Source organism: Methylobacterium ajmalii (assembly GCF_016613415.1).
GTDB classification, from domain to species: domain Bacteria; phylum Pseudomonadota; class Alphaproteobacteria; order Rhizobiales; family Beijerinckiaceae; genus Methylobacterium; species Methylobacterium ajmalii.
On sequence record NZ_JACWCT010000061.1, the window covers coordinates 45,661 to 71,360 of the forward strand.

At 67.8% G+C, this 25,700-nt stretch carries 26 protein-coding genes and 2 pseudogenes; 14 read left to right on the forward strand and 14 right to left on the reverse strand.

Features of this window, described 5'->3' with window-relative positions:
• Positions 1-48: 48 nt before the first annotated feature.
• Positions 49-840: a Crp/Fnr family transcriptional regulator gene (locus HPY23_RS11365; RefSeq protein WP_099954378.1), complete on the reverse strand. Its 792-nt coding sequence runs from the start codon at positions 838-840 to the stop codon at positions 49-51.
• A 217-nt stretch (positions 841-1,057) separates the two neighbouring features.
• Here HPY23_RS11365 and HPY23_RS11370 point away from each other — a divergent pair, with 217 nt between their 5' ends.
• From HPY23_RS11370 to HPY23_RS11380, 3 genes are all read left to right on the forward strand, one after another.
• Complete coding sequence (locus tag HPY23_RS11370) at positions 1,058-1,306, forward strand: DUF6894 family protein (RefSeq protein WP_099954379.1); 249 nt, start codon at positions 1,058-1,060, stop codon at positions 1,304-1,306.
• A 250-nt stretch (positions 1,307-1,556) separates the two neighbouring features.
• Entirely contained in the window at positions 1,557-1,760 is a 204-nt protein-coding gene (locus HPY23_RS34045) for an HWE histidine kinase domain-containing protein (protein ID WP_099954380.1), read from the forward strand.
• 69 nt (positions 1,761-1,829) lie between these two features.
• The gene (locus HPY23_RS11380; protein WP_123834332.1) at positions 1,830-2,081 is read left to right on the forward strand and encodes a hypothetical protein; all 252 of its coding nucleotides are present in this window, start codon (positions 1,830-1,832) and stop codon (positions 2,079-2,081) included.
• Between the two features lie 390 nt (positions 2,082-2,471).
• Here HPY23_RS11380 and HPY23_RS11385 read toward each other — a convergent pair whose 3' ends face one another.
• The 3 genes from HPY23_RS11385 to HPY23_RS11395 all read right to left on the reverse strand — a co-directional run bounded on the left by HPY23_RS11385 (position 2,472) and on the right by HPY23_RS11395 (position 6,566).
• On the reverse strand, positions 2,472-4,307 hold the full coding sequence (locus HPY23_RS11385; RefSeq protein WP_099954382.1) for a cation:proton antiporter: 1,836 nt from the start codon (positions 4,305-4,307) through the stop codon (positions 2,472-2,474).
• A gap of 356 nt (positions 4,308-4,663) precedes the next feature.
• Entirely contained in the window at positions 4,664-5,596 is a 933-nt protein-coding gene (locus HPY23_RS11390; protein WP_236012597.1) for a DUF6328 family protein, read from the reverse strand.
• A gap of 70 nt (positions 5,597-5,666) precedes the next feature.
• Positions 5,667-6,566: a phosphatidylserine decarboxylase gene (locus HPY23_RS11395; protein ID WP_099954384.1), complete on the reverse strand. Its 900-nt coding sequence runs from the start codon at positions 6,564-6,566 to the stop codon at positions 5,667-5,669.
• A 274-nt stretch (positions 6,567-6,840) separates the two neighbouring features.
• Here HPY23_RS11395 and HPY23_RS11400 point away from each other — a divergent pair, with 274 nt between their 5' ends.
• The gene (locus HPY23_RS11400; RefSeq protein WP_236012598.1) at positions 6,841-7,869 is read left to right on the forward strand and encodes a CorA family divalent cation transporter; all 1,029 of its coding nucleotides are present in this window, start codon (positions 6,841-6,843) and stop codon (positions 7,867-7,869) included.
• A gap of 37 nt (positions 7,870-7,906) precedes the next feature.
• Here HPY23_RS11400 and HPY23_RS11405 read toward each other — a convergent pair whose 3' ends face one another.
• From HPY23_RS11405 to HPY23_RS11420, 5 genes and pseudogenes are all read right to left on the reverse strand, one after another.
• Positions 7,907-8,779: a PhzF family phenazine biosynthesis protein gene (locus tag HPY23_RS11405; protein ID WP_099954385.1), complete on the reverse strand. Its 873-nt coding sequence runs from the start codon at positions 8,777-8,779 to the stop codon at positions 7,907-7,909.
• 127 nt (positions 8,780-8,906) lie between these two features.
• Positions 8,907-9,581: pseudogene (locus HPY23_RS33770) on the reverse strand (ATP-binding protein); the annotation flags it as partial.
• A 161-nt stretch (positions 9,582-9,742) separates the two neighbouring features.
• Positions 9,743-10,147 (reverse strand): annotated as a pseudogene (locus HPY23_RS33840) (MASE4 domain-containing protein); the annotation flags it as partial.
• Positions 10,148-10,307: 160 nt separating this feature from the next.
• Complete coding sequence (locus tag HPY23_RS11415) at positions 10,308-10,634, reverse strand: hypothetical protein (protein WP_099954386.1); 327 nt, start codon at positions 10,632-10,634, stop codon at positions 10,308-10,310.
• Between the two features lie 166 nt (positions 10,635-10,800).
• Positions 10,801-11,403: a DNA-binding protein gene (locus HPY23_RS11420; RefSeq protein WP_099954387.1), complete on the reverse strand. Its 603-nt coding sequence runs from the start codon at positions 11,401-11,403 to the stop codon at positions 10,801-10,803.
• Between the two features lie 274 nt (positions 11,404-11,677).
• On the opposite strand from HPY23_RS11420, the gene HPY23_RS11425 reads away from it, so the two are divergent.
• Both HPY23_RS11425 and HPY23_RS11430 read left to right on the forward strand, forming a co-directional pair.
• Positions 11,678-12,229, forward strand: a complete 552-nt coding sequence (locus tag HPY23_RS11425) for an inorganic diphosphatase (RefSeq protein WP_099954388.1) — start codon at positions 11,678-11,680, stop codon at positions 12,227-12,229.
• 543 nt (positions 12,230-12,772) lie between these two features.
• The gene (locus tag HPY23_RS11430) at positions 12,773-13,273 is read left to right on the forward strand and encodes a hypothetical protein (RefSeq protein ID WP_099954390.1); all 501 of its coding nucleotides are present in this window, start codon (positions 12,773-12,775) and stop codon (positions 13,271-13,273) included.
• 239 nt (positions 13,274-13,512) lie between these two features.
• Here HPY23_RS11430 and HPY23_RS11435 read toward each other — a convergent pair whose 3' ends face one another.
• The 3 genes from HPY23_RS11435 to HPY23_RS11445 form a co-directional block, all read right to left on the reverse strand.
• Positions 13,513-14,091 (reverse strand): hypothetical protein, encoded by a 579-nt coding sequence (locus HPY23_RS11435; protein ID WP_099954391.1) that lies wholly within the window; start codon positions 14,089-14,091, stop codon positions 13,513-13,515.
• Between the two features lie 211 nt (positions 14,092-14,302).
• Positions 14,303-14,845: a hypothetical protein gene (locus HPY23_RS11440; RefSeq protein WP_099954392.1), complete on the reverse strand. Its 543-nt coding sequence runs from the start codon at positions 14,843-14,845 to the stop codon at positions 14,303-14,305.
• 412 nt (positions 14,846-15,257) lie between these two features.
• On the reverse strand, positions 15,258-15,719 hold the full coding sequence (locus HPY23_RS11445; protein WP_123834334.1) for a hypothetical protein: 462 nt from the start codon (positions 15,717-15,719) through the stop codon (positions 15,258-15,260).
• A 904-nt stretch (positions 15,720-16,623) separates the two neighbouring features.
• Between HPY23_RS11445 and HPY23_RS11450 the strand changes: the two genes are divergently transcribed.
• The 4 genes from HPY23_RS11450 (at position 16,624) to HPY23_RS11465 (ending at position 19,543) form a co-directional block, all read left to right on the forward strand.
• Positions 16,624-17,223, forward strand: coding sequence for an aldo/keto reductase (locus HPY23_RS11450; RefSeq protein ID WP_413231068.1), 600 nt, complete (start codon positions 16,624-16,626; stop codon positions 17,221-17,223).
• A 41-nt stretch (positions 17,224-17,264) separates the two neighbouring features.
• The gene (locus HPY23_RS11455; RefSeq protein WP_099954394.1) at positions 17,265-18,260 is read left to right on the forward strand and encodes an aldo/keto reductase; all 996 of its coding nucleotides are present in this window, start codon (positions 17,265-17,267) and stop codon (positions 18,258-18,260) included.
• 57 nt (positions 18,261-18,317) lie between these two features.
• Positions 18,318-18,794 (forward strand): nuclear transport factor 2 family protein, encoded by a 477-nt coding sequence (locus tag HPY23_RS11460; protein WP_236012599.1) that lies wholly within the window; start codon positions 18,318-18,320, stop codon positions 18,792-18,794.
• 485 nt (positions 18,795-19,279) lie between these two features.
• Complete coding sequence (locus tag HPY23_RS11465) at positions 19,280-19,543, forward strand: hypothetical protein (protein ID WP_099954395.1); 264 nt, start codon at positions 19,280-19,282, stop codon at positions 19,541-19,543.
• A gap of 465 nt (positions 19,544-20,008) precedes the next feature.
• Here the strand turns inward: HPY23_RS11465 and HPY23_RS11470 are convergent, their stop codons facing one another.
• Positions 20,009-21,916 carry a hypothetical protein gene (locus tag HPY23_RS11470; protein WP_200601656.1) on the reverse strand — a complete coding sequence of 636 codons (1,908 nt, stop codon included), beginning with the start codon at positions 21,914-21,916 and terminating at the stop codon, positions 20,009-20,011.
• Positions 21,917-22,466: 550 nt separating this feature from the next.
• Here HPY23_RS11470 and HPY23_RS11475 point away from each other — a divergent pair.
• Together HPY23_RS11475 and HPY23_RS11480 are read left to right on the forward strand one after the other, a co-directional pair.
• Entirely contained in the window at positions 22,467-22,871 is a 405-nt protein-coding gene (locus HPY23_RS11475) for a hypothetical protein (protein ID WP_099954397.1), read from the forward strand.
• Between the two features lie 538 nt (positions 22,872-23,409).
• Positions 23,410-23,862 carry a hypothetical protein gene (locus HPY23_RS11480; RefSeq protein WP_123834336.1) on the forward strand — a complete coding sequence of 151 codons (453 nt, stop codon included), beginning with the start codon at positions 23,410-23,412 and terminating at the stop codon, positions 23,860-23,862.
• Between the two features lie 219 nt (positions 23,863-24,081).
• On the opposite strand, the gene arsH is transcribed toward HPY23_RS11480, so the two are convergent.
• Positions 24,082-24,828, reverse strand: a complete 747-nt coding sequence (gene arsH, locus HPY23_RS11485; protein WP_200601660.1) for an arsenical resistance protein ArsH — start codon at positions 24,826-24,828, stop codon at positions 24,082-24,084.
• Positions 24,829-24,878: 50 nt separating this feature from the next.
• Here arsH and HPY23_RS11490 point away from each other — a divergent pair, with 50 nt between their 5' ends.
• The gene (locus HPY23_RS11490) at positions 24,879-25,238 is read left to right on the forward strand and encodes an ArsR/SmtB family transcription factor (RefSeq protein ID WP_200601662.1); all 360 of its coding nucleotides are present in this window, start codon (positions 24,879-24,881) and stop codon (positions 25,236-25,238) included.
• The gene (arsC, locus tag HPY23_RS11495; protein WP_200601664.1) at positions 25,231-25,668 is read left to right on the forward strand and encodes an arsenate reductase (glutaredoxin); all 438 of its coding nucleotides are present in this window, start codon (positions 25,231-25,233) and stop codon (positions 25,666-25,668) included. The genes HPY23_RS11490 and arsC overlap by 8 nt, the downstream gene beginning before the upstream one ends.
• Positions 25,669-25,700: the final 32 nt, after the last annotated feature.

Below are 25,700 nucleotides of genomic sequence, written 5' to 3' on the forward strand. Positions count from 1 at the left end.
TTTGTCAGGCAGGCGTGCGAGCTTGGTTTCAGTGCAAGGGGATAACCTTTAGACGGCTTGAGACATCGGTGGGCCTTCCGCTGGGACAGGGCGGAGCGATACCAGGGTGCCTGAGGCATTATAGACGGCGCCCAGCACCGTCTCGAAATGCCGCTTGACCGCGCCGTGGCACTCGCAGGCCGCCGCTTCCATCAAAGGACGGCTCTCAATGATGATGCGCCCGCGGCGCACCTGGATCAGGCCCTGTTCCTGGAGTGTTCGCAGCGTGCGCGTGAGATAGGAGCGCTGCACCCCTAACAGCTCGGCCAACACCTCATGGGTGATCGGCAGGACCTCGCTGCCAAGCCGGTCTTGCAAACTCAGCAACCAGCGGGAGCAGCGAGCCTCGATCGTGTGGCTGGCATTGCAGGCCACAGACTGCAGCACTTGGGCGAGCAGGCAGTCGGAGTAGCGGGTCATCAGGTTTCGCAAGCCTGGAGAGGTCTGCTTGATCTGCTGGAGGACCGCAGCTTCCACACGCAACACAGAGCCGGGAACCTGCACCACCGCACGGCTGAACGCCGGCAGCAATCCTTGGCTGACCACACCGCCGATGGCGCCCTCATGGCCGACCGTAGCGGTCTCAACGGCTCGACCGTCCTGCAGCCCGATGACGAGGGCGGCCACACACGGTCCGAGCGGGAACGAGATGTGGCTGACATCCACGCCGGCCTCAAACAACACCTCGCCCCGCCGGTAGGGTTTGAGCTCCAGATGCGGCTCGAGCAGCGCGCGATCGGGCACGCGCAGGGCGCGGAGGAGTAGATTGCCACTGAGCGGGGTTTCAAGGGCAGACGGCATGGGGCAGTGGCGGCTTGCTTCTGTTTGTGTCGGGTCCCCTCTTTTACCGCAACGCTTGAACGGCTGTCTGTACACAAGTGCACAGATGCTCAGAAATTCGGCGCTTTTCATCGGCTTGGCCGGTGTGTGCCGCTCCGTAGAATAACTTATGCAACCAATGGCGCTGTAAGGGTTTCTAGGTCTACACGGTCCCGCCCTATCCATATCACGCAATCAGATGCCACGCTATTTTCTCGACTTCCAGGATGGTTCGCTGTGGCTGAAGGACGATGAAGGCCAGGAGTACGAGAACCTTCGCGAGGCGCGTGACGCTGCGATCGCGGCACTTCCTGATATCGGCAGGGAGGCGCCGCCGCAGGACGGCCACCGCGATTTCGTGGCCTTTGTACGCGACGAGCACGGGACACAGCTCTGCACGGTACGACTGAACCTTGACGCGGAGTGCAGTCCTGAGCACCAAAACTGAGCTGCGGACACTTTGGTCACGCCGTGCGGTTTAGCTATCCTCGACAGTAACCTGGTCCGTGACGCCGTCGGTCTTGCTACTGAGCCTCGGCACTTCATTGAGTGAGGAGGTGGCGGCCGCTCAACCGTAGAACCCTTAAGCCCTCATGCGCGCTAGGAGCTGATGGACCTGCTCCTGGGCCGCGGCGTCCCGCTTCCGCTCCTCGAACCCGTGCGCGAGCATCGGCAGGAGCCTGCTTGTCGCCTGCTCCATGGCCCTATCGAAGACACACGACCTCCTCACCCGCGACGACTGGAACGGCGCACCCTCGCGCGAGGTGGTGAGGAACAAGATCGGCGCCTACCGGACAGCGGGCGAGCGGTTCGTCGTCGGCGGCCCCGATGTCGAGTTGCCGCAGCGGCACGTGCTGGCCCCTGTGAATGGTGCTTCACGAACTCGCCATGAACGCGGCTAAGTAGGGGCGCTGTCGATACCGGCCGGCCAAGTCCAGGTCGAGTGGAAGGTCGTGCTCGGCGAGAGCGGCATGCGTCACCTCCGCCTCGAATGGGTTGAGGCAGGCGGTCCGCCAGTCATATTGTCGAAGCACCGGGGCTTCGGCACGCGCCTGATCTCGATGTGCATGAGGCGCGAGCTTGGCGGCGTGGCACACATCGAATTCGCTCCGGAAGGGCTTCGCTGCACCATCGAGGTGCCGATGAACGACACCGCCGGCATCATGGTCAGCCCGCACCTCGTCCAGTGCCGGGCAATCCCGGATCCCAGGGCGGCAGACTGACCGGGAGCTACGGACGTCGCGGGCAAAGGTCGGCGCTCGGGACCATCCTGCTTCGACCAAGGCCTGTCCTGCACCGCCGTTCGCATAACCCCGGAATGTGCTCGTTCGTCCAGTTGACTTTCTGGCAGACATTGTCGTCAACGGTTCCAGCCCTTAGGAACGGGGGCGAGCCCTACGCTCGCAGTCGTGCGGGCCAGCTTCAAGTGTCTCGCCCCGGCCTGAGCTCCACCACCTTGCTGAAGCCTTCCGGCGCGGTAGGCGGACCGTGGGCCGTGACGACGGTGCCGGTGCATCTGGCTTCGGGGATTCGGTCGCGGCAGCCAAGTGGATGGGCGCAGTTGATGTGGCACGATTGCAGGTGAATTGCGGACGTCGAGCGTGCCGGTTCGTCTAGCCGGTGGCTGCATCGGCGTTGGAGCGGGCATCGGTCTCCGGCCGGGCACCTCTGCGAGGCGCCACGAGCAGGACCAGCCTGTCACCCTGCTCCGGTGTCCCAAGCTCGTGCTCGGGCGACGGGAAGTCGAGGCGGCCGCCGGAGCGGATGACCAGCAGGCACGGGGTGGCCGCAACGTCCGCGGCATCGGTAGGTGCCACCGAGAAGCGCCATCCGGCGCCGTACCGCTCGGCCAAGGTCTCGAAGTCCAGGCCCCCGTCCGCGAGCACCTTGCCGCGGAGATCCCGGCTGACGCCGGTTTCGGCGTGCAGCAGGTGGTCGGCCGAGGGCGCGAGCTGGTAGACCCGCTCCCGCCCGAGCTCGGGGCCGAGCCGGGTGCAGACCATGGCGTTGTAGAGCTCGTCCCGGGTCGCCGCGAGCAGGTAGTCCGGCGGCTGGTCTGCCAAGCCCTCTTCCGCATGGCGCGAGAGGAGCTCGGCCTGTAACGTCGGCACGCCCGCCGACCGGGCCGCGCGCAGGGCACCGGGGTAGGTGTCGATCAGAAGGACCGGGACGCCGGCCTTGTGGAGCGTCACGGCGAGGTCGCTCGACCACGTCGAGGCCCCGACAATGGCAAGGCGTTCCGCGTCCGCCGCGACCGAGAGCCCTAGCCGCCGTGCCAGCGGCCCGAGCGAGAAGCCGTGGGCGAGCACGGTCGCGACGATGACGGCGAACACCGTCGGCTGGATGAGGTCGCCTCCCGCATAGCCCGCCTCGCTGAGCCTCGGGCCGGCCAGGCCGGCGACCGCGGCCGCCACGATGCCGCGCGGGCCGATCCAACCGGCGAACAGGCGCTCGCGCCAGGTCAGGTCGCTGCGCCAGGTGGCCAACCAGATCGCTGCCGGCCTCACCACGAACAGCGTTGCAGCCGTCAGGGCGAGCACCGGCAGGGAGAGTTTGCCCAGAACCGCAAGGTCGAGATCGGCGGTGAGGACGACGAAGAGGCAAGAGACCAGGAGGACGACGAGCGCCTCCTTGAAACGGCGCAGCTCCGCGATGCCGGGGACGTGCAGGTTCGCGAGCGCAATGCCGAAAACGGTAGCGCCGATCAGCCCGGCCTCGTGCATCAAGAGGTTCGGGACCGCGTAAGCTACAAGCGCCAGCGCCAGAAGCAGTGGTGTCTTCAGCGTCTCGGAGACGAGGTCGCGCCGGAACGCCCAGGCCACGAGAAAGGCCGAGCCGGCCCCGAGCACGGCAGCGGCCGCCGCCCCTTCCGCGAGGTGGAGCGCCAAGTCGGTCACGGCCTCCTCGCCCAAGCGGTGCGGCAGACCGACCAGGATCTCGATGACGATGGCGGTGAGGATGGCCCCTACGGGATCGTTGACGATGGCCTCCCACTTCAGGAACGAGGCCGAGCGGCGTTCCAGCCGAGCGTGGCGCAACAGGGGCAGGATGACTGTGGGGCCGGTCACGACCAGGATGGCTCCAACCACGGCTGAAGGCCCCCAGAGCATGCCGCCGATGAGGTGCGCGGCGAGCGTGCCCAGCACGAAGTTGATGGGCAGCGCGATGGCGGTGAGCCGCAGCACGCCCTCGCCGGCCGCCCGCAGCTCGCGGAAGTCGAGGGCAAGGCCACCCTCGAAAACCACGATGGCCACCGCCAGGCCAATCAGGGGGCGCAGGTTCGGCCCGAACGCCTGGGAGGGGTAGAGCAGCCCTAGCACCGGGCCAACGAGGAAGCCGAGCCCGAGCAGGAGGACGATGGCCGGAATGCGGAGCCGGGCGGCGAGGATCTGGGCGGCGACCCCGCCGGCGACGATGCAGAGGACCGCCGTCGCCACACCTTGTTCCATACGCAGCGCTCCTTGAGACCCTGCCGGCCAGACAGCCCCGGACAACGTCCCCGAGCGCCGAGGGTCCCCGCCAAGACTGTCTTTAAAACCTGCCTGAGGCCTCGCCTCCGTCGCGTGAGCAGGTTTGGCAGCGCCACTCCTCACCCACTACCCCGCCACTGTACTGACGCGTCTCGGCAACCTCGCCATTGCTACTGGTGATTTCGTCTGCCGCGCCGGTTCGGGCATCATGGGCGACGACGAGGAGACCGTAGAGATGCGCGCCCCATGGCAGGCTACGAGGCGCCGAACAGGTAACCGCCTGAAGCGGTGCACGGGTTGCGGTCACGGACGATCTTCCCGCCGGCCATTGCCGGTTAGGGGGTGAAGTCGCACCTTCGCCGCAGCAGCGCCGGATGGACGTGCCACAGGCCGACGAGGAGGCAGAGGGATGCGAGCCCCGCGACGGTCCCGGCTCGTTCCGACATGAGCACCTTGGCCACCACCACGACAAGGTCTGCCGAGACGCCGAGTGCCAGGCTTATGCTGGCGGCGAGGAGGAAGCGCGAGCCCAGCGTGTGAAACTCCGGAGTATCCTCGCCCGCGTAGACGATGCGGTGAAAGGCCGCCGGCGCCATCAGCCAGATCACCGTCAGCGCCAGGAAACCGAGCGCCACGAGGTGCACGACCTTCGCGGCGAAGGAGAGCGTCTCGAAAGCCTCCGAGAAGGTGATGATGAGTTGGAAGCCGAGCAGCGCCTGGGCGCCGTGTAGGACCACGCGGGCCTCGGTCAGCATCTGCTCGATCTTGGTTCCAAGCGACGTGTGCTCGTGCTCGGGCTCACAGGCGGTCATGGCGCGCTCCTGTTCACCGACGGTTCGTGCCTTGAGCGTCTCCATCCCGTACCAGAACAGGAGGGCGAGACCACAGAAGAGGAGGCCGACGATGGCGCCGGCGCCAAGTCCCAGTACCGGCTCCGCGGCCAGGAACAGGTCGGCCCCGAGCGACAGGGCGAAGGGCGCGAGCGCGAGACCGGCGTAGCGCCCTATCACGCCGAGCAGGCGCTTGGTGTCCCGGCCGCCCTCCACCATCCGGTGCTGGACCGAGGGCGTGATGAGTAGCGCGACGGTCAGGGTGACGAGGGCGAGCGCCGCAACCCATACGAGCAGGTCGTGAAACGGCAGACGTTCGAAAGCCGGGCGGAAGGCGCCTTGGAACTGGAAGCCGAGCAGTATCTGGGAGCCGAGGATGAGGATGCCCGTCTCTTCAAAACCGACCTTCACCTTCTTCGGTAAGGACATGTTCGACATCGTCCAACCAAATCGGGGGAGCGGCCATCGATTACGGCCGCATCAAGTTCCGTGGGGACGCGAATGTCCTCTACGACGTCCCACGGCTGACGGCGACGGGCTCGCCCAGGCGCACGATGGTCTCCATTCCCTGGGGGGTATGCTCAAGAAGGTCGTCGGCCGGCCGCCACGCTCCGGGCTCCCCGAAGATCGCCACGGCTGAGCCGCCGAACTTGAAAACCGATTTCTGCGCGCCTCGTTTGAACGGATGGTCGAGCGGATGACGCTGCACGATCCGCCCGACCGTGAGCGCCCCGAACTCGACAAAGCCGAGCCGGCCGAAATGCTCGGTCTCCAGGATGTTCACCTGGCGCTCGTTGCGGATGTAGATGTCCGGCTTGTTCTGCACGGCCGTCCACGACACGGTCCAGATGCTGCGCCCCAGGCGTTCGTGGTCCAGGGTCCGGCCGTCGTCCGGGTAGTGGACGTGGTGATAGTCAACCGGCGATAGCCGCATCAGCAGGACTGGGCCGCCGAGGAAGGGCTTGGCACGCTCAGCGTTGTCCAGAATGTCCGCGGCCGCGAGCGATTGCTCCTTCACCGGGAAGCGCTGGTCTGGCCCGAACCGCTTCCAACCGAAGTAGCGCGCCTCCGCCGGAGCGCCCCTTTGCCTCGGATCGGTCGGAAAACGGCGTTTGCGCGGCTTGAATTCGCGCACGAACCAGTCGGCATAGGAGCGGTAGCGGCGCTCCTCGAACTCGCTCATGTCGATGTGGTACTCGCGCACGAACGGCGCGATGTTGCGCCGCGTCCAGGGTGCGTCCTGGTAAAGGGCGTATAGCTTGTCGAAGATCGGGGTGGCGCGAAGCCACTGCCCCGGGGCACGCAGCGGCCTCGTCTCGTAGGTGGTCTGGTGATCGGACATAAACTCCTCGACCGCCTTGCCCTTGTCACGGTCCCACAGCTTCAGCGGCTTCGGATCGGCTGCCATCACGTCTCCACCTGCGGCTTGGCCTAACCGGCGGCCCGCGGCAGAAACCGCTTCCGGCCAGGAGCTTTCCTTCCGCCGAACGCCGACGCCGGTGGCCTCTCGCCACGCGTCCAAGGTCCCGCAACGAACCGTGGCCGTTGGTGGTTATCGAGACCCGACCGCGGACACGCACAATGACCCTCCTCGCCCTTCTCGTCGCCGGAAACCTCGCCATCGCTGGCACCCTTTCCCTCGTCGCGCTCGCGACTGATTGACTGGGCCGGGTCAATCCACGATGGCCACCTCGCGAGCCGCCTTGGCGCCCGGCCTGCTCTGGGCGATGTCCTTCGATGAGCACGGATGCGGCCGTCGACTTTCGGCTGAGGAGGCGCTCGCCGATCTCGCCGCCTTCGGCGGTGGCTTCCTCTGGCTGCACTTCGACCTGGATACGGCCGAGCTAGGACCGCTTGTTGATACCGGGCAGGTCGGGCCGCGGCCGCTCGCCGAGGCGGTGTACCGCCCCGACGAGCACCAGCGCGTCACCGTCGAGGACGGTTATGTCGGCGGCGTGGTGGCCGACCTCGCCCGGCCAGGTGCCAAGCCCGATACGGCCGGGCGCCTGCACTTCGTCATGGGCCCACGCACGCTGGTAAGCGGGCGCCGAGGCCCGACCGAGAGCCCGGACGCCACCCGCGAGATGGCCGAGAAAGGCCGGCGGATTCCCTCGCCGGTGCTGCTCCTGGAGACGATGGTCGGCTACGTGGTCGCCGCCATGGCGGCGACCGGCCAGCGGCTCTCGGACGAGGTTGACGGGATCGAGGACCGGGTCCTCGACGAACGGGTGCGCGACGACCGACGGCGCCTGGGCCCGATCCGCCGGAGCGCCGTGCGCCTGCACCGTCAACTGCTCGGCCTCGCGGCGGTGTTCCACCGGCTGGAGACCGACGACGCAACAGAACACCTGCAAGGGTCCGCGGTGGCCGTCGCGGCACGGCTCGCACAGCGGCTGGACGCCCTCGACCGGGACGTGACGGCCCTCGCCGAGCGCGCCCGGCTGCTGCAGGAGGAGGTTGGCGCCCGGGTGGCGGAAGAGAGCAACCGGCAGCTTTACGTGCTCTCGGTCCTTTCGGCACTGTTCCTGCCGCCGACCTTCATCACAGGCCTGTTCGGCATGAACGTGAAGGGCCTGCCCTTCGCCGAGGACCCCCGCGGGTTCCTGTTCGTACTCGGCCTGAGCCTCCTGTCGGCAGCGGCGACCTACGGCATCATCCACGCCCTCGGCATCCGGCCTCCACGCGGTTCCGACGCTCCGCGTGGGCAATGACATGATGTACTGGCGCCGCCCCTCCGCCCACGCACGGTCAGGCTTTCGCGTGGGCCGGGGCGACCTCACCGCCGAGCAGGCATCCGACGGGCCGGTTTCCCGCGAAGCCGATCCTGACACGGATCTCCGACAGCCGGCCCATGGCGCGACCTTGATGGACACGGATCACGCCGTCGTCGGGCGGAGCTGTCCCGTCGTGGAGCAAGCCGAAGGCCAGGGCCGCCGCGGCGATGCCGGTCGCGGCGTCTTCCGGGTAGCCGGACGAACGCGGGAACTGGCGCGCTTCGAACAGGCGCGCCGCCCTGTCAACGACCGCGTAAGGGTAGAGGCCAGTCGAGCCAACCCGCGTGCACACGGCCTCGACGGAGGCTGGATCGGGAGCCAGGCCGTTGAGGATCTCCGGGTCGCGCACCGGAACCAGCGTCTTCACGCGCGACGTGGCGGCATTATGCGCCGGCAGGTCGGCGAGCGCGTCTCGGTTGATGCGGAGAGCCGTGCAAACCTCGCCCAACCACGCCGGCGTGAGGGGCACCACGCGGCCGGGAGGCTGGGTGATTTCGACCTCCCAGGAGCCTGCGTCGCGCACCTTCACGTAGCCGGTCACGGTGCCGCTCGCGGTCGCGACCCGTACCGGGCCGCGTGGCAATCGTCCTTGGCGGGCGAGTACCCAGAGAGCGCCGACCGTGGCGTGGGCGCACATCTCCATCTCGTGGTTGGGTACGAAGAAGCGGAACCTGAAGTCGTGGGCGTCGTCCTCGGCAGGCAGCACGAAGCCGCTCTCATGCCCGTGCCGCCGCGCGACGTCCCGCATCTCGTCCGCATCCATGCCCGCGGCATCCGTCACAACGGGGCAGGGATTGCCGCCGCCGCCATCGTAGGTGAAGACGTCGACCACCTCGATCTCGGCCATGTCGCGAACCTCCGGGCGCTCGGGTTTCCGGACCGCGTGCGCATCTAGCGCACCACGTTCGAAAGGCATGCCCGGGATGCTCCGTCCGCCGCGGCAAACGCCAAGGCCGGTTGCCAATGCACCAGGCTCAAGCCCGTCCCAGTACGATCCGAAGCTGGTGCGCGAGTTGGTCGCGCTGGTAGGGCTTGCTGAGGAGGGGGAGGTCGGCGGGCACGCCCTGCTCGTCGAGCGCCGTGCCCGTGTAGCCGGAGGTCAGCAGCACCCGCAGCCCAGGCCGCAAACGCCGCGCCTCGACCGTGAGCTGCACGCCGTTCATGCCGCCTGGCATGATCACGTCCGAGAACAGGATGTCTATCCGCTCCGGGCCGCCCAGGCGCTCCAGGGCCTCGGAGGCACGGGTCGCGGTCAGGGTCCGGTAGCCGAGCTCGCCCAGGCTCTCCACCGCCATCTCCAACACCGCCGGCTCGTCCTCGACCACCAGTACCACTTCGCCAGAGGCGGCCCGGCGCAGCGGCAGCGGGTCGTCGGGTCGGGTTTCCACCGCCTTCTCGGCCGAGCGCGGCAGGTAGAGCTCGACGGAGGTGCCGCGACCCGCTTCGCTCTTGATCTGCGCGTGCCCGCCGGCCTGCCGCACGAAGCCGTAGACCTGGCTGAGGCCGAGGCCGGTGCCCTTGCCGACGTCCTTGGTCGTGAAGAACGGCTCGAACGCTCGTGTAAGCGTGGCGGCATCCATGCCGTGGCCGGTGTCCGAGACGGAGACGAGCACGTAGGCCCCGGGCCGACGCCCGAGGTTGTTAGCAGCCTGTAATCGTCGCCGTCCACGCTCTTCGGGAGGAGGTGGACATAGCGGGTCACCGCCACGGTCCCCGCAAGCGCCAGCATGCCGACCGGGCCGACGCGCGACGGCGGCACCGTCCTGTCGCGCCCGTCACCCTGCATGATAGCGTAGGGGATCGTGAAGAGCGGGGGGCCGAGATGCCAGAAGGTCCAGAGCCAGGTCGTCGTGTCCGGACCGCTGCCCAGGATGCGTCCCTGAGCGAGGACATTCGGGAACGACAGCATCTGCAGAAGCACGGCCAGCGTCACGTAGAGGCTGCCGGTCCCGAGCACGAGCAGCGACGCCAAGCGAGTGCGCCGATATTGGGTGGGGAGAAGGTAGGTGGTCAGGCCGTAGACCACGATGAGGGCCGATTGGTAGACCGACACGAAGCCGGGCATCGGCGGCATGGGCCGGCTCGCGACCGGGAGGAGCACGAGCGTGACCGCGCCGAAGCCGAAGCTGACGAGGCCGGCGAGCAAGCGTTGCCTCCTGCCGGGCCGGGCGGTGGCGAGGGTTGCGAGCGTGATACCCGCTGCGGGCATGCCCATTGTGTGCTCCGTGCCGAAGCGCGATGGCTGACCGTGCCGGCAAGTCGCTCGCGAAGATGAGGATTACCATGGCGTCGGTCGAGCCGCCATTCGCCCGCCAGTGCGGTCGGAACGACGCAGGGATGCTCGTGCAGCCGCAGGAGTATGTCGGAATACTGCCTTAGGCCGCGTCCTCGTCGTCGGGCATACACTTGGGGAGCCAGGGTCCGTTCACGGCGAACCGGTCTTCGTCAAGCTCCTTGAACGGGCGCCCCTCGACGATGCGCTGGCGCAACTTCTGCCGTAGCCTCCCGGCCCAAATCGTCTTCCCCGGTGCGGCCTTGCCGTACCGCGCGGTGGCCCCCATCCAGCCGTCCGGCAGCTTGGCCATGATGTTCCTGACGGTGAGCGGGCCGTTCGCCGAAAGAGTGTCGTGAACGGTGGCCATGAAGAGCAGCCAGAACTTGCGGGGGGTCAGCCGCGGCGTGACCGGGTCGTCCGGTGCCATCTTACTGGGCGATGGTCTCGATGCCTGCCGCTGCGGCGTCACGGGTTCCATGAGCACGAAGCGACCCTCACCTCGGCGACGCCCTCCCCTGCCTCGGCCCGCTGTAGCAGGTGGTAGCGCAGCCAGGCGGGCGTGAGCGGCATCCCGATCCGCGCTCTCCTGTCCTTCAGCGCCGCGGGGAGCGGCCCGTGCAGGGCGTGCACGGCCAGGAGCCCTGCCGGCACATCTCCGCCTCGACCGCCTGCCGCACCTCGTCCCAGAAGGCATCGGCCGTGCGGGCAAGGGATTGGCCCATGAGGATGCCGATGAATGCGGCCTCCGTGCTTGGCGGATCGAGCGGCGCCGGTGCGGGCACGGGTTCCGGGTTGCTCACCGGCGCGCCGGCCCTGAGGCGGTCGACCTCGGCCTGGAGCGCCGCGACACGCGCCTCCAGCAGGTCGGCATGCGCCAGCGCCTCGTCGCGGATCCGCTCGTTCGCCTCGCGCTCCCTGGCAGCCAGGTCGGCCTCAGCGAGGCGCTCCCGGGCCATCTCGATGCGCGCCCGCTCAAGCACCTGCGCGGCGAACCGCGCCAGCACCCCCTGCAGCGCCAGGGGCAGGCCGGCCTCCTCGACCACCGGCTGGTAGTCGCGCCTCGCCTTCCACCGGGAGAGCGACGGGCCGATGCCCTCGTGCGAGCCGCCGCCTAGTTCCTTGCGCACGGTCCGGACCGAGACGCGCTCCTTGGCGCCGCCCTTGGGCTTGCCGCGCGCCCTTATCCGGTCGGCCACCGCCTAGACCCCGTTCTCCGTCACCATACCGCCGCCCTCGCCCGACGCGACGATCATGCGGCGTGGGCGTTAAGAATCGGTCGCCGCGGAACCGGCGTTCCACCTCGTCGGGTCGTTCCGGGAGGAACGGGTCACGCGTGCCGGTACCCGTTACGCGCTTTCCCGCGAGTCGCGCCGGCGCCCGACCGGACGACTCAGGTGGATCCCCTGTACTCCGCCCGAGTTCACGGATCGGCGGTCGCCGGTTGCCGGCACCGCACCGGAGTGCCCGCACTTGCCCCAGACCGCCCCGCCGCTGAGCCGCCTGCCGACCTTCTCCGACGACTGCCACGTGCACGTCGTCGTCGAGACGCCCAAGGGCAGCCCGAACAAGTACGCCTTCTCGGACGCTCTCGGCGCCTTCCAGTTCAAGATGGTCCTGCCCGAGGGCACGAGCTTCCCGTACGACTTCGGCATGATCCCCTCGACGAAGGGCGCCGACGGCGACCCGCTCGACGTCCTGCTCCTCCTCGACGCGCCGGCTTTCCCGGGCTGCGTGCTGGAGGCGCGGCTGGTCGGCGTCATCGAGGCGGAGCAGCGCGAGCGCGACGGGACCTGGGAGCGCAACGACCGGCTGGTCGGGGTGGCGGTGAAGGCCCGCACCCACGCTCACATCCACGCGCTCGACGACCTGCGCCCGGGCATGCTGGACGAGGTCGAGGCATTCTTCGGCCACTACAATCAGCTTGCCGGCAAGGACTTCAAGGTGCTCCGGCGCGGCGACGCCGAGGCCGCGCTCGCGCTCGTCCGGCATGGCACCGAGGCGTTCGGACGCGCGTGCGGCTGAACGGCGTCGCGTTCCTTGTGGATAACCGGCGGGCGGCCGGCGACCTGGGCGGTGGTCCGAGGCCGACCTGGGCGGCCTGCGTGCTGGTCAAGGCCGCGACGCCCCGGGCGGCGCTCCCCGCTCTCGGACGGGCCGCCGGGCCACGCGGCGGGGCCAGGTCCCCATACGCCCCGTCCAGGTCGGTCGCCTGGGCGCCCGGCTTCGCAACCATGCCGCCCAGGTCGTTGTCCGGACAGGGTTTTCTTCCGCTACCGGGTTCCCTTTCGCCCTTCGGTATGGCTCCCTTGGAGGGCTGGCGAGGAGGCGGGACATGTGGAACGAGAAACGGGCCATCGACCTGGAGACCCAGATCGCGGCGGAGTACGCCTCGCTCTTGGATCACATCGAGGGAAGGCTGGTCCCGCTCCTGGTTCGGCGCGCCTCGCTCAAGGCGGCCTTACCGGCCGCCGCCTCGGTCTCAGACGCCCCGCGCTCAACCGTCGTGCCTTCGCCGAGGACCGGCCGTCCGAAGCCGTGTCCGCCCCGCGTCGGCAGGCTCCCCGGATGAGGGCCCACACGGCGCAGTTGATCGTCGACGCCCTTTGGGAGGCGCCTTGCCACCGGCTGCCCGACGCCGCCCTCAACCGCCTCGTCGTGGATGCCGGGTACACCCGGGACGCCGCCGAGAGGGTCAAGACCCGCCTGAGGAAGCTCGGCGTCCTGATCAAGGACGCCCGCATCGGCTTCTGGTCGCTCGCCCCGTACGTCCTCGAACCGGGGGCGGCGGTCCCGGCCACGGGCGGCCGGGGCGGCGACGCGCTGGAAGCCGAGGCCGGCCTCGCCATCGTGGAGGCGCTGACCGCCGCCGGCGCGGCCGGGCTGACGGGGGACGACCTCCTCATGGAGGCGGCGCGCTGGGGCATCCCGCCGACGCGGACCGTCCTGGTGCAGAGCCGCCTCCGGACGGAACGGCTCATCGAGTGCGGCCGCGGCCTGGGCGCCCGCTGGCGGATTGCGGGTGCCGGGCCGTGGACTGAGGGCGACCGGCCGTCGGCGTTCCGCTGACGGCTTCGCAGCCCCTGGCCCGGCAGGACACAGGGCACCCGGGCGAGGGAGCTGAGGCCGCTTCCCCGACGCGCCCTTCATACCCGGGTCGGTATAGCCAAGCGTTCATGCCGACCCGGCCCCAGGATGTGGCTTTCGACGTTCCTCCGCACCCTCAGGTGCCTAGAAGATTAGGATGACACCCGTGCGAGGGAGCCGGGGAACACGCACGGGCGGGTCCCCCAGAGCGGGCGTCAGGCTCAGTCGAGTTCGAGCAGAGATCTGACTCCCTGCCGAACGTGACGGGCTCCCTCGCGGAAGCCGCTGTTTCGACCGGTCTCCCAGGCAGCTATAGCGATCTTCACTTCGCGGCACGTTGCACCATCTTCGAGCGTTAAGATCGGGGACTTGGCGTCGGTGAGCGCCTCGGACCAGATCTGGATTCTGACGCCCGTGAGACCCCAACCGGCGACCCGGATCTCGTACCCCGGGAACGAACCCAAGCTTTCGAGAACCGCGCTCTTACGATGGATGCTTTGCATCTTGCGAAGGCAGTTTAGCTGGTCGTCAGCTACAATTGAAGGGTCGCACCCGGCTGGGTTCTCTACGCCTTCGACGAACCTGCGGGCTGCGCGGACGGCCACTTCGGCCGCAGTCACCCTATGGCTCCCGCTCCGCTCGCGCGGGGCGGGAGCCGCGGCGACGTGCGGCGCAAGAGCGGCGGCGATCGCTTCGTTGCCATGGCCGATTAACGCATCGAGATCCAGCGCCAGAATCGCTGCAACCGCGAGGTTTTCCGGGTCGTTCAAATCGGCCTGAGCGGTGGTGGGTATCGTCACGGTGGGCGGCTCCGGTTCGGGGTGGGTGGGACGCTCGATCGACGTTCGACTGAGGCCCGTTCGAGGCCGGTGGTGAGCCGCAGTTTGCGGCGCCGGCCCCGAGGCGGGGTTCAGGCGGCGGCGATCGAGGAGGCCTTGATCGAGGCTGAGACGGCGGCCTGGAAGGCAGCCACGAGCGCATCGACGGCGTCACGGTTCCTCGAAGGGCGGTCTACCGTCGCCTTAGCCTCCCCGTCCTGCCAAAGCGTGTACCGGGCAGGTAGGACGCCATGGCGCGCATCCTCCATAAAGACGTAGTAGGCTTCACTGACGTAGCGTTAGCCGAGCTTAATACCCAGTCGGTGCAATTCGACGCGTGGTATCTCGTTGCCTTCGACTTCGTCCCACCAGTCTCCCCACACTTGGTGTGCGGTGACGAGGTAGAGATCGCCGCGAACCGTGCGGGCCTCCTGCTCAACGCGCCAAGCCTCGACGCCGTCTTGTCGAGGAAGGGGATCCGCAGATCGCGGGCGATCCAGCACGCTTTGTCCTCGGGCTGCACGGCGTCGACTGACCTATGCAGGGCGCCGCCGTAGCTGCCTGTCCAGGATCCGAACACCTGGCGAGCGCTACCGTCCGCGCTCCACGCGCGCACGTAGCTGCCGGGCATGCCGTTGATGTATGTTATGCCTTCGCGGACCACCACGCTGTAGTCCTTGGTGAAGGCATTGAACAGCGTCGGGCTCGTGCGCTTGACGGTGATGATTTCATCCATGATGGCGATCTCCGATGACGGTGCCCGAGTGAGGCGGGGGGGGTCTACCTGACGAGCCGTCCCGCGGGGGCGGCTCGTCAGGTAGACCGGGGCGATCCCCGGCCCCTGGTCCCCTAGAGGTCGTTAAGCGCGGTGACGTGCCGTCGGTAGGCGGCTAGGTCGAAAAATCAGGATGCGTCGGCCATCCGCTCGGTGGCGGAGAGCGCCTCGGTTGGATCCTCGCAATTGAAGGCGCGGCCAGTGCCCGGTGTGGTCGCGGCAATCAGTCAGATAGTCTCTCGCGGTCAAACGCCGACCGCGTTGCAAGACGGATCAAGTACTACCTTTGATTGGCCTTAAATCAATCGGTTATGCCGCTGTCGATAGCAAGCGTCTGTGCTAAATAGACAAAATACTTTGCAAGTTAATATAGTCAATTACGGTGAGTATCGATATCTATCCGGCCTGGCAATAGCCTTGGTGAAATAATAATTTCTTTAATTAAGTATGCCTGAACCTCATCATCCTTTAGAAGACTAACTTTTGGAGACGGTGCTATCTCTGCATCTATCCAGATCTGTTCATCATTATATTTTTTTGAGCGTCTGGATTTTCTAAATAGTTTAAGAGAAATCCCTCCGAAAATCCTTTCTTGAAACGTAAATTCAAACATTTCGGCGGTAGATTTATGCACAGATTCTACAATAAACCGACGGTTTTCCTCTAGCACGTATATCATAGAAAGATTTTCTGGATCAATCACAGCAGGTAATTTTCTTGATTCATTAGATATCAGAAATTTTAAATCTTCACTCCACGCATATTTAAGCGGAGTACCGCAGATTGAGATATGATTCCGACGCAGTTCAATCGATACAATTACTTTCGGCAACATATGCATTCTCCATCACACAGTGCACGACTCTCAACCTCGATAGGATATTCGCGATATAAATTCATCTAGCTATCGTTTTCCATAAGCATTCTCCTAGAGTTTGGACTGATACGATTGTCTTCGATCTCAACTATCCAAGATTGCAACCGTGCCGCACGGAGCATCAACTCGGAACGCTTTTCCGCAAGAAGTCGATATATTAAAACTGTCGCCCACCAAGGCGGAGCCCGATTATCAGCGTTCATCCATTGATGAACTGCGGCAGCACTAATTGCAGCATCGGTACCTCTAATTCTAGTAAGATCTCGTGCTAGATCGGAATACCATTTCTTTCCTGGCCCATAGAGATACGAAGCAATTTCAGAGACCTCCTCGCGCGACAGCGGGGAGTCTTTTTCCAGACTGACGGGCAATACTACTCTCCACTGCTAAGAGGCAGAGAATGCATAATCATCTCTATGCTCTTAGCTTCAAGCACCCAAGGTAGCAGCGGCCCATTCGAGCAGCCGCAAACGAGCCGAAAAATGCGGGGATTGCAGCCGCTCTCGGCTTCAAACTCCTGTTGTGAAGTTATATGTCACAGATTGATGAAGGAGGTCAACCGTCTCGAGACGTGATTTTTTACAAGTCCTTCTGGCATTGGTCGCTCAAAGGGGGAGGCCATCGGCTTCGCGTCGCCCATGAGGCTGGTGAGAACGGTGTCCACGTCAGTGTCTCCCGTAGGCGGCGCGGACGCCGTCGATCTATGTGACGGCGCGCTCGCCACAGGCCGTCTTGTCGCGGTCGAGGAGCTTGGCGTTGGCGATGATCTGGACGGCCTCGGCACGGCCGAAGGCGCGGTCTGGGATCTCCGAGAAGGTGCGGACGAAGCAAGAGGCGAGATCAGCGGGCGGTAGACCCGAACGTGCCCATTGAGGACGTCGCCGGCACGGTCCGCAACCTGGTCGCCGAGGGCAAGGTGCTGCACTTCGGCCTGTCCGAGGCGAGCCCCCGCACGATCCGGCGGGCGCATGCCGTGCAGCCGGTCGCGGTCCTGCAGAGCGAACACTCGTTCTGGACCCGCGAGCCCGAGGCCGAGGTGCTGCCGACCTGCGAGGAACTCGGGATCGGCTTCGTGCCCTGGAGCCCGCTCGGCCAGGGGTTCCTCAGGGGCCGGGTCGACGCGACGACCATCGACCCGAAGGCGGACGCCCGCGGGCGCTTCCCGCGCTTCTCGCCCGAGGCCTCGGTGGCGAACCAGGACCTGGTCGAGGGCCTGCGCCGCGTCGCGGACCGCAAGAGCGCGACGCCCGCGCAGGTGGCGCTGGCATGGTTGCTCGCCCGCAAGCCCTGGATCGTCCCGATTCCGGGCACCACCAAGCTCGCCCGCTTGGAGGAGAACCTCGCCGCCGCCGACCTGCGCCTCGGACCCGACGACGAGGCCGAGCTGGAGCGTACTTTCGCCGAGAACCCCGTCCGGGGCGACCGGCTGTCGGAAGCGAGCCTCGGCTTCATCGACCGCTGACCGACGCCCCTTTCCGCAACCCCTCGCATCGAGAGAACGCCATGCACACGCGCACACTCGGCAGGAGCGACCTGACGGTCTCGGCCATCGGCTTCGGCTGTATGGGCCTGAACTTCAGCTACGGCCACGCCCTCGACGACACCGACAGCGTCGCCCTCATCCGCCAGGCGGTGGAACGCGGGGTCACCTTCTTCGACACAGCCGAGGTCTACGGGCCCTTCACGAACGAGAGGATCGTCGGCGAGGCGCTCCGCCCCCACCGCGACCGGGTCGTCATCGCGACCAAGTTCGGGTTCGCGATGAACCCGGCCACCGGCCGCATGTCGGGGCTGAACCGCCGGACCGAGCACATCAAGGAGGTAGCCGACGCCTCGCTGAAGCGCCTCGGCATCGAGGTCATCGACCTGTTCTACCAGCACCGCGTCGACCCGATCGTGCCCATCGAGGACGTCGCGGGGGCGGTGAGGGACCTGATCGCGGCCGGCAAGGTCCGGCACTTCGGCCTGTCCGAGCCGGGGGCGCAGACCGTGCGCCGGGCGCACGCGGTCCAGCCGGTCACGGCCCTGCAGAACGAGTACAGTCTCTGGACGCGCGGGCCCGAGACCAACGGCATCCTGGAAGCCTGCGAGGAGCTCGGCATCGGGCTGGTGGCCTACAGCCCGCTCGGCAAGGGCTTTCTTACCGGCGCGATGGGCAAGGACACCAAGCTCGGCGAGGGCGGCTTCCGAGCGATGCTGCCGCGCTTCACCCCCGAGGCCATCGGCAAGAACCAGGCGCTCGTCGACCTGCTCAAGCGCATCGCCGGCGAGAAGGGCGGCACACCCGCCCAGGTCGCACTGGCGTGGCTGCTCGCGCGCAAGCCTTGGATCGTGCCCATCCCCGGCACGACCAAGCTCCACCGCCTGGAGGAGAACGTCGCCGCGGCCGACCTGACCCTGACGGCGGACGACCTCGCCGGGATCGAGCGCGCCGCGGCAAAGATCCGGGTCGAGGGTGACCGCTACCCGCCGCAGCTCCAGGCCATGGTCGGCCTCTGAGACGAATCCCGGGATGCCGCCGGAAGGCGCCATCCGCCAGACCAAGACGAGGAGGCCATGACCATGCACGACGAAAAGACCGAAGCCAGGCTGCGGCGCCTTGAGGACAGGGCCGACCTGAAGGCCCTTGTCGACACCTTCTCCATCCTCGCCGACCGCAAGGACATCCGGAGCCAGGTGCTGCTGTTCACCGAGGACGCCACGGTCGACAGCTACGTCGGCGACCAGCGCGTGTCCGCGCTCAAGGGCCGGGAGCAACTGGCCGCCGCCTTCGAGGGCTACCTGTCGCGGTTCGAGACCGTCTACCACCAGAACGGCCAGCAGACGGTCGAGATCGAAGGGGGCCGGGCGACCGGGACGGCCTACTGCCTGACCGTTTTGGTGGGCATGCAGGACGGCAGGCGGGTGATGACCACCAGCGGCGTCACCTACGCGGACCGCTACGTGCGCGGCGAGGCGGGGTGGCTGATCGCGGGGCGGGTCACCCGGCTCGAGTGGCAAAGGAGCGAGGAGCTGCCCGCGGCGCAGCCCTGACGCTCGGCCGGATGGAAGGGCATGCCCTCAAGCGGGCTCCGTTCAGGCGTACCCTCGAACGGTCAGGCCGTGCCGGCGGGTGGTGGGCCGGGCAGGTCGAAGATCAGGCAGGTGGTGCTGGCGGTCGCGCAGAGGCGGCCCGCCTCGTCGTTCAGGCGCGCCCGGCGACCGCCTGTTGCCGCCCGGCGTGGACGACCCGCCCGACCGCGGTGAGCAGGCCCGACCGATCCGTGACGGCACGCACCGTGGGCCGGCGAGGCGATCGACGCCTATGCCGGGGATCTCGTTAGCGCTCCGTTCGCGCGGTTCGCGCCCCGGATCCTCGTCGGGCCCGCTGGCCTCGGGAAGACCGCGTTCGCAAGGGCAGCCGTTGAGGAGGCTGGCCTCGACGTGACCGTCTACGCGGCAGCGGGCCAAATGGATGGCGGGGCGTTCGCCGGGACGTTGTCGCCCGGCTCGACATCGGCGAGGGCAAGACGGCCTTCATGAGGTGGTGGCGCGAAGGGGATACCGTCCGCTGGACGCTGACGTGCCTCGACGAGAGCGACCCGAAGGGCCGGCCCCCCGATATGGCGACCTATCGGGGGGTGTCCAAGCTGGAGGACGGCTTCCTGGAGGGGCACGTCCGGGACGCCCCGATCCCGGGGCGCTTCGTCCTCGCGTGGCGCGGGCTCGCCCCTTACTGGCAGCTGTGGCTGGACGCCTGCCCCGCGCGCGGGGGCTCGCCCGTGATCCGGAAGGTCCGCTAGTTGCCGCCGGGCCCCACGAGGAGGATGGCCTTCGCGCGCCGGCGCGCCGTCATGCGGGCGACCCGCAGGTCCTGCTCGTCGGACGCGTCCGTCCCCGCCTTCCAGCGGCGAACTTCCCGCGGGTTGAACCCCCAGATCGAGGGCGAGCGACGTCGTCCAGCGATCCCGGTAGAGCAGCTCGCCGAGCGCGGCGATCTCGGCCATCGGGGTGAGCGTCGGAGGGGCGCTGTTGCCCTTGCCCTGGTTCGGCGAGCACCGTCTGCATAGCGCTCTCCTTGGCTTCGGAGCGCCTTCGCGCGAGGCGGCGCTCCGGCGCCTCGGCACGGCGCTCGCTTGCGTTCATCGAATTCATACCCAATCCGCCTTCGGTATCATTTGGAAGGGGAAGGCCGGGGGGCCCGGCCTCAGCTCGGGCTAGATTTTCAGCCTATGCCGGGAAGGCGCAGGGCGACGCCGGCGAGCCGCTCAAGCTCCATCCACGCGCTCGTAAACCCCGAGGGCGTTCATGCGGACTTCGCAGTGGATGGGCGGAATGGGGGGCTCGGGCCTCGGACGGGCCGCCGCACGTGCCAGCTTCTTTTGGCGATCCTTCCACTCGGCCAAGGCCTTGTTCGCCTGCGCCACCATCCGGTTCCGGTCCTCGCCCAACCTCTCCACGATGCCTCCTAGTCTGCCTCCCTCGACCGCGAATGCGAACGACTTGCCCATCACTAGAACCACGCCGTCGGCGAGATCCTGGTCGATGCAAGGATGTGGAATGGGCTTCTCGTCCCCGGCGAGATTGTCCTTCGTGACGCCGAAAACCCTCCCCAGCAGCCTGATGTTCCGCACATACGGGCCGCCCAGCAGGCTATCGGCCTCGTGGAGGAGCGGGAACTTGGCCGCGAACTCCGTCCTCAGGAACAAGCGGGCTAACCTACCCGCCTGCGTGAGCGGAAAGTCGAGGGCGTACTGCCAGTACCATGAGAGGTCTTTCGCCTCGCGCTTGGCCTCGGGCGTCGAGAGGATCGCCAGGGCCCGGACGACGGCATCCGGATCCGGCCGTGCGGGCTCGGGGGGCGAGGGTGCAGCAGGTGCGGGGGCAGCGGGCGGGGCCACGGGTTTCTCGTGCGAATCGGTGTTGTCCCGTTTTGGGACAGGCGCTGGCATTGCGCCATCCGCCCGTGCCTGTCGCACGGCCTGGCGCCGCTCCTTCGCCGCATCCTTCCGCGCGGCGTCCACCCTCGCCTTGCGGGCGGCCTCGATCGCCAGGCGCAGCCGCGGCTTGTCGTAGAGGGCCGGCGCGAGGTCGGGCGCCTCGGCCTCGGCCATCGAGAACGCCCAGAACGCCTTGTCAGCCCCGTCCTGGGCGATCGCATCGAGGAGGCGCTGCCCCCGCAGCGGGGCGGTCTCGAACGCTGGTGTGATCGCCTCGCCGGTGAGGGCCTCGTCGATGCCGGCGAGCCAGTAGAGGTAGCGGCTCTGCATCTCGCTGGAGAGCAGCGGGTGGGCACCGCCCCGCTTCTTGCGAGGCAGGCTTGTCGACGGCAGCGCGCTGCCGAGGCGCACGAGCGTCTCGGGGCGGATCGCGTAGCCGGGCGCATCCATGCGCTCCTTCAGGAACGCGAAGTCGTCGTCGGCGAGCGACCGTGTCCGGACGGTCTCAAGGCGCTCCGGCGGCAGGAGGCGGATCGTCAGCACGATCGCGGTGACGGCCCGCCCGTCCAGGCGCTTGCCGTCCTCGCCCCTGACGAGCGCCCCGGCCCGGCGGCGCGCCTCGTGATGGATGGCGACGTCGACGATCTCGAACGAGCGCACGTGCTTGCGGATCTCCTCAACCGCTGGGTCGAGGTGGCGCAGGCGCAGCTGCCCGACGTGGAGGGGCCCGGCCCCGGCAACGCCGAGGACGTCGGCGAGCTCCTGGGGCGCATAGGACAGCGCGAAGGGGGCCCGCCCCGGCTCGTAGCGCAGCTTCTCCGCCGCGATGTGGGCGAGGACGTCCCGGTATAGGAGCGGACTGGACCGCCGGCGGAACAGCGCGAGGACGGCGAGGTCGAGGTGGGCGTAGCGTGAGCCGGGCTGCTGGAGCGGAACCGTCCAGGCTGGGACGTGGAACGAGAACGAGTCGTCGCGCTTCAGCGGGTCGGGCGCGCGGCCGAACAGGCGGGCGAGGCTGGCGACGAGTTCGCGGGGCTGCGCCGGGCTGCCGCCTCCGGAAAGGACGGTCAAGGCATACTCGACCGGGCACAGCCGGGCGGCGAGGATAGTGTCCTCGGTCTCGATGCCGGCGCTGGTGGTGGCGAGCAGGGTCTCGAACAGCGCGTGGTCGCGGGCGGTGACGCCGTCGGCGTGGGCGAGCGTCCGATCCCGCAGCCATGCCACGGACCGCGGCACGGATGGGGCCGTCGCCAGGAACGCCTCGGGCGACGCCAGGGCTGCCTCAAGGTCCCCGCGGATCGAGGGGACGAAGGGCGCCCGGCGACGGGCCGGTGGGAGGGTCGAGTACGATGCGGTGGCCATCGGGCGCCCGTTTGTAAAGCTGCAACGAGAGTGTACGCCCGGACAGGCCTATTTCAAGAGCGCGGAGGGGTGCCGAAGGGCCGGATCCCGCGCCCCAATACTAAGAACATAGGGCCTCCGGGCCGGGAAGGGCTTGGAGGAGGCCCTGACGGCCCTCCGGGCCGACAACCGGTGTCGGTGTCTATTAGTATTGTAGCCGGGCTCCCGTCCTGAAACCGCCCCCGCTACCCCCTCCTCCCTAGAGAAACGATCGCCGCAACCTCCTTCGACCTGCCAACTCCCGTTGCAGGTTTACACGAGCAGCGTTGCAAGTTTACACGCCTCTACCCCGTCGGGCTGTTGCAGGTTCGCAGGAAGCGGCGCGACGGGCCTGGCGCCTCGCATCGGCCCAGGGCACCATCCCCTCGCAGCCAGGGGATGGGCCGTGCTTCAGATCCGCTTCGACACCGACGCCGACGACGTGACCGCGGCCGACCTCCTGTTCGACGACGAGCGGGAGGAGCTCGACGGACCGCCCGAGCCCGCCGAGACCCCGCAGGCCCGCGCCGCCCGCCTTCGGCGCGACGCGGCACGCCGCAGCCGGGAGCACCGCGAGCGGGCCCGGCTCGCGGCCGACACCGACGCCGCCCTCGTCGATGCGATGTTGCGCGTCAGCAGGATCGCGCGCGAGGCCGCAGCCCGCGAAGGCCGGCCATCCCTCGACACCCCGTTCAGCCTGGGGTCGGTCGCCAAGCTGGCGTTCGTCCGCCTGCGCAAGAAGGGCATTCCGGCGGAGAGCGCGAAGGCCTCAATCCTCGCCAGGCTCAAGGAGGGCGGCGCCTCGCACTGAGCGAGGCAGGGGTTGTTCGTTGCAGGACGCGACGGCCCCCTTGGGGGGAGCGGTGCTGCAACCGTTCTCGGCCACCTCGGGGCGGGAGGCGATGCCTGCCCGCCCCTCCTTTTCCAGCAGGACGATACGCCTCGCCGTAGCCTCCCTCGACGCCGGGCCCGGCGCAATTTTGCGCTGGAGGCCGGATGCAGTCGTCTTAGCCCACAGCCCGAGCCGCCCCGCTGAGATCCCCTGGACCGGCCCGCACCTGCACCTGTGCTTCCACGATGCGGAGGGCGGCAGGCCCCATGCCCCGGGGTAGCCCACGCGGGCAGACACCTCGTCCTGCACGCCCACTCACACGTCCAGCAATCCTCGGCTTCGTCGATGCCCATGGGCGGCTGCTCATCCACTGTGCGGCAGGCCTCGGGCGCAGCCCCGCGCCCGCTCGGGCTGCATCGCGGCCGCGGTCCTGCCCGAAGGGACCATCAACGCCGCCCTGGCCGACGGCTTTTAGGAGGCCAACATCGACCCGTCGCAGCGCCGCGAGAAGGAGGCGTTGCGCGCCGAGGCCTTGAAGCGGGCCGTCGAGGAGACCGCGGCCTCCATTCTCCCACCGGCCCCCGCCGACCCCGACGAGAATGGGCCGCGATCACGGCCCCTCGGCCCGGCGGACTTCAAGGAGGATCCACCGCAGCTCCGCACGTCCCTGAGCGATGCCGAGATGGAGGCCACCGAGGCCTTGGTACTGCAAGTCGCCTCGAACCGGGCGCGGGCCGAGGCGGGTGCGCGCGCCGACGACCTGGCGCCGGTGGGCGAGGATGCCGAGGCCCTGATGTCGCTCGCAGTCGAGGAGATGCGGCAGAAGGTGCGCAAGCTCCGGGTCGCCAACGATTGCGAGGAGACGCTCCTGATCCCCGGCGACCCGATGCGCCCCCACCTGTTCGCCGCATTCTGGTCGCTGACCAAGAGACTGGCAGAACTGGCCGGACGCGTTCGCGCCCGGCCTTGAGGCACTCTTAGGGCTAAACCCAATCAGCTTGCCCGTGTTAAGGCCCGTCGAAGGCCAACAGTTCGCATACCCGTTGGTCGGCATTGCGCCATGAGCGGACATCGGCGCACTGCCCGGAAGCGGACGACACCTGCAAGTATGCAACCTTCCGGCGTCGACCCTATTTGGGCCTTCAGACCATTACACGGGAACGTCAGCGCGAGCATGGGAGCGGACAATCTATCGCTTCGCGAACCCCACGTCGGCAGCAATGCTATTCAACCGTTCTGGCGCGCGCTCCTTCCGCTCGCTGTAGCGGTTGACCAGGTAGTCGGCCCGCTCGCGGGTCAGGAGCGTGAACTTCATCAGCTCCTCGCACACGTCCACGACGCGCTCGTAGAGCGGCCCCGGCTTCATCCGACCGGCGTCGTCGAACTCCTTGTAAGCCATCGGCACCGACGACTGGTTTGGGATGGTGATCATCCGCATCCAGCGGCCGAGCAGGCGTAGGCTATTCACCGCGTTGAAGCTCTGCGAGCCGCCCGAGACCTGCATCACGGCGAGGGTGCGCCCCTGGGTCGGCCGGACAGAGCCCTCGGAGAGTGGAAGCCAGTCGACCTGGCTCTTCATCACGCCGGTCATGTTGCCGTGCCGCTCCGGTGACACCCACACTTGGCCCTCGGACCAGATCGAGAGGTTGCGCAGCTCCTGCACCTTCGGGTGATCGGCAGTGGTGTCGTCGGGCAGGGGCAGACCGTGGGCATCGTAGATCCGCACCTCACCACCCATGGCTTCGAGGAGCCGGGCGGCCTCGTAGGCGAGGAACCGGCTGAACGAGCGCTCCCGCAGCGAGCCGTAAAGGATCAGGAAGCGGGGGGCGTGCGTGAACGGCGCGGCCGTCCCCACGCCGTCGCGGGTCGGCACCACGAAATGCGCCGGGCTCAGGTTCGGCAGGCCATCCGTGAAGGGCTGTACAGGCTTGTCCAAGGGCCGGCTTTCTTGTACATTCAAAATGTAATTTGAAGATTGTAACGAAAATGGATGAACCGCAAGCCCTCGCTGCGTTCGCGGCCCTCGCTCAGGAACACCGCCTGCGCTTGGTGCGGGCGCTCGTGACCGCCGGCCCGGACGGGCTGGCCTCCGGCGTGCTGGCTGAGGCGGTCGGCGTCTCCGCCGCCACCGTGTCCCATCACCTCAAGGAACTGAGCCACGCCGGGCTGGTCGCCTCACGGCGCGAGGGCCGCTCGATCATCTACAGCGCCGCCTACCCGGTGCTGTCCGACCTGATCGCCTTCCTCATGCGCGACTGCTGCCAGGGCCGCCCGGAGGTCTGCGCCCCGGCGATGGCCGCGCTGGCCACCTGCTGCCCCCCTGCCGGAGAGACCGCCCATGCCTGAGCCGTTCGATATCGTGATCTATCACAACCCCGCGTGCGGCACCTCGCGCAACACCCTGGCGATGATCCGCAACGCCGGCATCGAGCCGCACGTGATTGAGTACGTCAAAACCCCGCCGACACGGGCGCTGCTGGTGCAACTCCTGCTCCGTACCGGCCTGAGCGTCCGCGACGTGCTGCGGGATAAGGGCACCCCGTTCGCCGAACTGAACCTCGGCGATCCGGCGCTGACCGACGCGCAACTGCTCGATGCGATCGAGGCGCACCCGATCCTCCTCAACCGCCCGCTCGTCGTCACGCCTAAGGGCGTGCGCCTGTGCCGGCCGTCCGAGGCCGTGCTGGACCTCCTACCGGCGCAGCAGGGCGAGTTCGTCAAGGAAGACGGCGAGCGGGTCGTGGACGAGCACGGCCGCCGGGTCGCCACCGCCTGAGCCTCACGCCGACCAACGAGAAGAAAACGCCC

What these genes read in the sequence shown, in the direction of transcription:
- HPY23_RS11365 (WP_099954378.1), bottom strand. Translation starts at nt 840, where the DNA reads ATGCCGTCTGCCCTTGAAACCCCGCTCAGTGGCAATCTACTCCTCCGC.
- HPY23_RS11370 (WP_099954379.1), top strand. Translation starts at nt 1,058, where the DNA reads ATGCCACGCTATTTTCTCGACTTCCAGGATGGTTCGCTGTGGCTGAAG.
- HPY23_RS34045 (WP_099954380.1), top strand. Translation starts at nt 1,557, where the DNA reads ATGGCCCTATCGAAGACACACGACCTCCTCACCCGCGACGACTGGAAC.
- HPY23_RS11380 (WP_123834332.1), top strand. Translation starts at nt 1,830, where the DNA reads ATGCGTCACCTCCGCCTCGAATGGGTTGAGGCAGGCGGTCCGCCAGTC.
- HPY23_RS11385 (WP_099954382.1), bottom strand. Translation starts at nt 4,307, where the DNA reads ATGGAACAAGGTGTGGCGACGGCGGTCCTCTGCATCGTCGCCGGCGGG.
- HPY23_RS11390 (WP_236012597.1), bottom strand. Translation starts at nt 5,596, where the DNA reads ATGTCGAACATGTCCTTACCGAAGAAGGTGAAGGTCGGTTTTGAAGAG.
- HPY23_RS11395 (WP_099954384.1), bottom strand. Translation starts at nt 6,566, where the DNA reads ATGGCAGCCGATCCGAAGCCGCTGAAGCTGTGGGACCGTGACAAGGGC.
- HPY23_RS11400 (WP_236012598.1), top strand. Translation starts at nt 6,841, where the DNA reads ATGGCCACCTCGCGAGCCGCCTTGGCGCCCGGCCTGCTCTGGGCGATG.
- HPY23_RS11405 (WP_099954385.1), bottom strand. Translation starts at nt 8,779, where the DNA reads ATGGCCGAGATCGAGGTGGTCGACGTCTTCACCTACGATGGCGGCGGC.
- HPY23_RS11415 (WP_099954386.1), bottom strand. Translation starts at nt 10,634, where the DNA reads ATGGCACCGGACGACCCGGTCACGCCGCGGCTGACCCCCCGCAAGTTC.
- HPY23_RS11430 (WP_099954390.1), top strand. Translation starts at nt 12,773, where the DNA reads ATGAGGGCCCACACGGCGCAGTTGATCGTCGACGCCCTTTGGGAGGCG.
- HPY23_RS11440 (WP_099954392.1), bottom strand. Translation starts at nt 14,845, where the DNA reads ATGGATGAAATCATCACCGTCAAGCGCACGAGCCCGACGCTGTTCAAT.
- HPY23_RS11445 (WP_123834334.1), bottom strand. Translation starts at nt 15,719, where the DNA reads ATGTTGCCGAAAGTAATTGTATCGATTGAACTGCGTCGGAATCATATC.
- HPY23_RS11455 (WP_099954394.1), top strand. Translation starts at nt 17,265, where the DNA reads ATGCACACGCGCACACTCGGCAGGAGCGACCTGACGGTCTCGGCCATC.
- HPY23_RS11460 (WP_236012599.1), top strand. Translation starts at nt 18,318, where the DNA reads ATGACCATGCACGACGAAAAGACCGAAGCCAGGCTGCGGCGCCTTGAG.
- HPY23_RS11465 (WP_099954395.1), top strand. Translation starts at nt 19,280, where the DNA reads ATGAGGTGGTGGCGCGAAGGGGATACCGTCCGCTGGACGCTGACGTGC.
- HPY23_RS11490 (WP_200601662.1), top strand. Translation starts at nt 24,879, where the DNA reads ATGGATGAACCGCAAGCCCTCGCTGCGTTCGCGGCCCTCGCTCAGGAA.
- arsC (WP_200601664.1), top strand. Translation starts at nt 25,231, where the DNA reads ATGCCTGAGCCGTTCGATATCGTGATCTATCACAACCCCGCGTGCGGC.